Annotated in this window: 4 protein-coding genes; 3 read left to right on the forward strand and 1 reads right to left on the reverse strand. The window is 47.4% G+C overall.

The annotated features are described in order from the left end of the window. On the reverse strand, positions 1-477 hold a 477-nt coding region (locus ACR0QE_RS13045), incomplete at its 3' end, for a LysR family transcriptional regulator (protein WP_432628768.1). A 248-nt stretch (positions 478-725) separates the two neighbouring features. On the opposite strand from ACR0QE_RS13045, the gene ACR0QE_RS13050 reads away from it, so the two are divergent. From ACR0QE_RS13050 to ACR0QE_RS13060, 3 genes are all read left to right on the forward strand, one after another. Next, positions 726-2,468, forward strand: a complete 1,743-nt coding sequence (locus ACR0QE_RS13050) for an ABC transporter ATP-binding protein (protein ID WP_432628769.1) — start codon at positions 726-728, stop codon at positions 2,466-2,468. Between the two features lie 31 nt (positions 2,469-2,499). Next, complete coding sequence (locus ACR0QE_RS13055; RefSeq protein WP_432628770.1) at positions 2,500-4,395, forward strand: ABC transporter ATP-binding protein; 1,896 nt, start codon at positions 2,500-2,502, stop codon at positions 4,393-4,395. Positions 4,396-4,545: 150 nt separating this feature from the next. Beyond that, positions 4,546-5,151 (forward strand): D-glutamate cyclase family protein (locus ACR0QE_RS13060; RefSeq protein ID WP_432628771.1); only part of this gene is annotated, 606 nt, incomplete at its 3' end.

The raw sequence follows: 5,151 nt of genomic DNA on the forward strand, positions 1-5,151 counted from the left end.
GATTTCCTTATAGCAGAAAAAGGGATTGTGATAGCTATCCCTCATTCCGGACATGATCTGAATGCGTCCGTTTTCCAGTTGATTTCCAAGATTTTCAAATGGAACCATATGGATCATCGGGCGCAGCAGAGGATATTCTTTCTTTAAGTCTCGAAGAATTCCGGGAACCATCTCAAGTTCCGCGTAATTGTGACATCCGATCGCAAAAGAAACGGTCTGCTCCCTGCTTGCAAGACGCTCTTTTGCCGATGCGGCAATGTGTATCATATCATCTGCATCCGGGAGAAACTGCAGCCCCTCCTGTGTCAGAGTAACACTTTTGCTTGTGCGGGAAAACAGTTTGACATTGAGCTCTTTCTCAAGCATATTGATCTGATGGCTGACCGCAGGCTGAGAGATATTCAGTTCCTGAGCTGTTCGGGAAAAATTCAGTGTTTTTGCGACGGAGAGAAAACAGGCTAATTGAAAAGTATTCATTCTGGATTGTCAAAGCTCCCTTCTGTGCGTTCTGTTTTATTTTTTATCCGAGAAATTCAAATCAAATCATTTACATAAAAATATTATGTAAAGCGATTCTATTTTCTTTTTAATATCAATAAAACTTTTTTATAGATTATAACAGATTTGAATTTCTCAAACAACCGGATTTGAGATAAAATACATGTTTGTAATTGGAAATTAAAAAACACAAGAACTGTAAAAAAGAAAAATCCGGAGGTAAGAATATGATTCTTTTAAAACAGATCCGGCAGTACAAAAAGGATACCGTGCTCACGCCGCTTTTTGCAGCGTTGGAAGTGATCATGGAAGTTCTGCTGCCCTTTATTACATCCCGAATCATCGATGAGGGATTAAACGGAGAGAATCTCTCGGCAGTTTACCGCTATGGCGCCCTGATGGTGGTGATGGCGATGCTCAGCCTGCTGTTTGGTGCATTGGCGGGAAAGTATGCCGCAAGCGCCTCGTCAGGCTTTGCCTGCAACCTGCGCGAGAGTATGTATGAGAAAATTCAGACATTCTCCTTCTCAAACATTGATAAGTTCAGCACCGCAAGCCTTGTGACCCGTATGACAACCGACATCACAAACGTACAGAATGCCTTTCAGATGATCATCCGCATTGCGGTCCGGGCTCCTATGATGCTGATCTGCAGCATGGTCATGTGTTTGGTGATCAGCCCGAAACTGAGTCTGATGTTTTTGGCAGCGATTCTTTTCCTCGGTATTGTACTTTTCACAATCATCCGTTTTGCAACCAGAGTATTCGATGAAGTCTTTCACCGGTATGACGATCTGAATGCAAGCGTTCAGGAGAACGTTTCTGCGATCCGTGTCGTGAAGGCTTACGTGCGGGAACAGCATGAGAATGAGAAATTCAGCCGTGCGGCCCAGACACTCTACCGTCTCTTTGTGAAAGCAGAGAGCCTTGTCATTCTAAATAACCCGATGATGATGCTTGTCGTCTACGGATGTATCATCGGAATTTCCTGGTTCGGTGCCAAATTCATCGTGGCGGGAACGATGACAACCGGAGAGCTGACATCGCTCTTCAGTTACACAATGTCCCTGATGATGTCTCTGATGATGCTTTCTATGGTCTTTGTCATGATGACGATGAGTATGGCAAGCATCCGAAGAATCTGCGAGGTGCTCGCCGAAACACCGGATCTTGATAATCCGAGACAGCCGGTCCGGGATGTTGCAGACGGAAGCATTGATTTTCACCATGTCTCTTTTGCTTACCGTCATGGAAGCGGAGAGGACACGTTAAAGAACATTGACCTGCATATCCGTTCCGGCGAGACAATCGGAATCATCGGTGGAACCGGCAGCGGAAAGAGCAGTCTGGTCAATCTGATCAGCCGTCTCTATGATGTGACCGACGGATCCGTCTGCGTGGGCGGTGTCGATGTCAGAAAATACGATCTGGAAACTCTGAGAAATCAGGTTTCCGTAGTTCTTCAGAAAAACGTTCTGTTTTCCGGAACGATTTTAGAGAATCTGCGATGGGGAAAGGAAGACGCGACGAGAGAGGAGTGCATCCGCGCCTGTCAGGCTGCGTGTGCGGATGAGTTTATTGAGCGTTTTCCGGACAAATATGATACGTATCTGGAGCGCGGCGGAGTCAACGTCTCCGGCGGTCAGAAACAGCGTCTGTGCATTGCACGCGCACTCTTGAAATCTCCGAAAATTTTGATTCTCGATGATTCTACGAGCGCAGTGGACACGGCGACCGATGCCAAGATCCGCAGAGCATTTGCCGAGGAAATTCCCGGAACAACAAAACTGATCATTGCCCAGCGCATCTCAAGTGTTCAGGATGCAGACCGGATTGTCGTTCTTGAGAATGGCCAGATCAATGGAATCGGAACCCATGAGGAGCTGCTCTCCACCAATAAGATTTACCGGGAAATCTATGAATCCCAGAATCAGAACGGCGGTGGAGATTTCGATCAGAACCGCTCATAGGAGCATAACCCGTGAAAGGAGTGAAAGACATATGGATCACAAAAAATCTTCCGGCAACAGAGATAAGCGGAAATCCTTCGGGGTTCTCGGACGTCTCTTTGCCTACATGCTTGCACATTATCGCGTGCAGTTTCTTCTTGTTGTTGCATTCGTCATTCTCGGAGCCGTCTGCACGATGCGTGGAATGCTCTTTAACCAGTCGCTTGTCGATGACTATATCATTCCGATTCTGAATTCGGATTCTCCGGAATTTCTTCCGCTAGCGCAGGCGCTGATGAAAATCGCCGGTGTCTATGCAACCGGTGTGATTGCGGCTTATGCATACAATCGAATTATGGTTAATATCAGTCAGGGAACCATGCTGAAACTCAGAACCGAGCTCTTCTCAAATATGGAATCTCTGCCGATCCGCTATTTTGACACGCATGCACACGGAGACATCATGTCTGTCTACACGAATGACGTCGATACTCTGCGCCAGCTCTTTGGACAGAGCATTCCGCAGGTAATCAATTCCGCTGTCACAATTGTTGCAACTCTGATTTCCATGCTGATTTTGAACATCCCGCTGACGATTTTGAGTGTCCTCATGTCAATTTTGATGCTCGTTGTCACGAAAAAGATCTCGGGGCTTTCCGGTAAATATTTCTATGCACAGCAGAGAGATCTCGGCACCGTGGATGGATTTATTGAGGAGATGATGGACGGACAGAAGGTCATCAAGGTATTCTGCCATGAGGAGACTTCGATTGAGGATTTCAAAAAGATCAACAATCAGCTTCGGGAGAGTGCGGATAAGGCAAACCGCTATGCAAATATCCTGATGCCGATCAACGGAAACATCGGAAATCTGAGCTATGTGCTCTGTGCCGTGAGCGGTGCCCTGATGGCATTGAGCGGCATTGGAAATGTGACGATCGGAACGATCATCGCCTTTGTCGCACTCAACAAGAGTTTTACCCAGCCGATTACCCAGATCAGCCAGCAGCTCAATTCGATTATCATGGCATCCGCCGGGGCACAGCGCGTCTTTGAGCTGATGGATGAGAAGCCGGAGGAAGATCACGGATACGTAGAACTCGTAAATGCCGAGGAGGATGAACACGGCCAGATCCATGAATCCGAAAAGCGCACGGATGTCTGGGCATGGAAGCATCCGCATCAGGCAGACGGAAGTATCACGTATCAAAAGCTGAATGGGGAGATTGTGATGGACGGCGTTGACTTCGGCTATGACGCTTCCCACATGGTTCTGCACGATATTCATCTCTATGCAAAGCCGGGACAGAAAATTGCTTTTGTCGGTTCTACCGGAGCCGGAAAGACGACGATCACGAATCTGATCAACCGTTTTTATGACATTCAGGACGGAAAAATCCGTTATGACGGCATCAACATCACGAAAATCCGAAAGTCGGATCTGCGCCGTTCTCTCGGAATGGTTCTTCAGGACACGCATCTGTTCACCGGAAGCGTGATCGACAACATCCGTTACGGAAAACTGGATGCGAGCGATGAGGAGTGTATGGCAGCAGCGCGGCTTGCAAATGCGGATGGTTTTATCCGGAGACTTCCAAACGGTTATCAGACGATTCTGACAGCCGACGGAGCAAGCCTGAGCCAGGGACAGAGACAGCTTCTCGCGATTGCCCGGGCAGCGGTTGCCGATCCGCCGGTTCTGATTCTTGATGAGGCGACTTCCTCGATTGACACGCGAACGGAGGCACTGGTACAGGCCGGAATGGATGCCCTGATGAAAGGGCGTACAACGTTTGTCATCGCCCATCGCCTTTCCACGGTCAAGAATTCGGACTGCATCATGGTTCTGGAACAGGGAAGAATCATCGAGCGCGGAAATCATGAAGATCTGATTGCACAGAAAGGAAAATACTATCAGCTTTATACAGGAAATTTTGCAGAAGGATAAGACCCGTAAATCACAGGATTTCTCTTTATTTTTTAATGTTTCTCCTTTATTTTCTATTTTTCAGAAAAATTCGGAAAAAAGTATTTCATTTTTTCGAGGAATTGTGATATGATGTCTGAAAACAGAGTTGAAAATGAGGAGGAAACGATTATGGCATTTGATATTACACCTTATGTAGATATGAGTCCGGCACAGGTGCGTCAGCTGATTCGCGAGGGAGTGATTGATTTCCCGACCGCTGGAATGTGCCGTGGATATGCGCAGGCAAACCTTGTCATTCTTCCGCCGGAATATGCGGCAGATTTTGAAGAGTATGCACAGAAAAATCCGTTTCCGTGTCCGATTCTTGAGATTGTAAAGGGAACACCGGATACTCACGCAATGGGAGAGGGTGGAAATATCTGTACGGATATCCCGAAATACCGCATCTATGAGAACGGTGTCTTCACAAAAGAACTGACGGATGTATCCTCTTACTGGAAAGAGGGATATGTGGGATTTCTGATCGGATGTTCCTTCTCATTTGAGGAAGCTCTGATCCGTGAGGGAATTGAGATCCGTCATATTGCGCAGGGAAGAAATGTCCCGATGTTCAAGACGAACATCCAGACAGTCCCGGCAGGTCCGTTTTCCGGTCCGATGGTATGTTCCATGCGCCCGATGACGCCGGAACATGCCCAGAAAGCGTATGACATCACAGTCAAGATGCCGAATGTTCACGGTGCTCCGGTACAGATGGGCGATCCTGAAAAAATC

The sequence above is a fragment of the Brotaphodocola sp. genome (genome assembly GCF_050873065.1).
Taxonomy (GTDB): Bacteria; Bacillota; Clostridia; order Lachnospirales; family Lachnospiraceae; genus Brotaphodocola.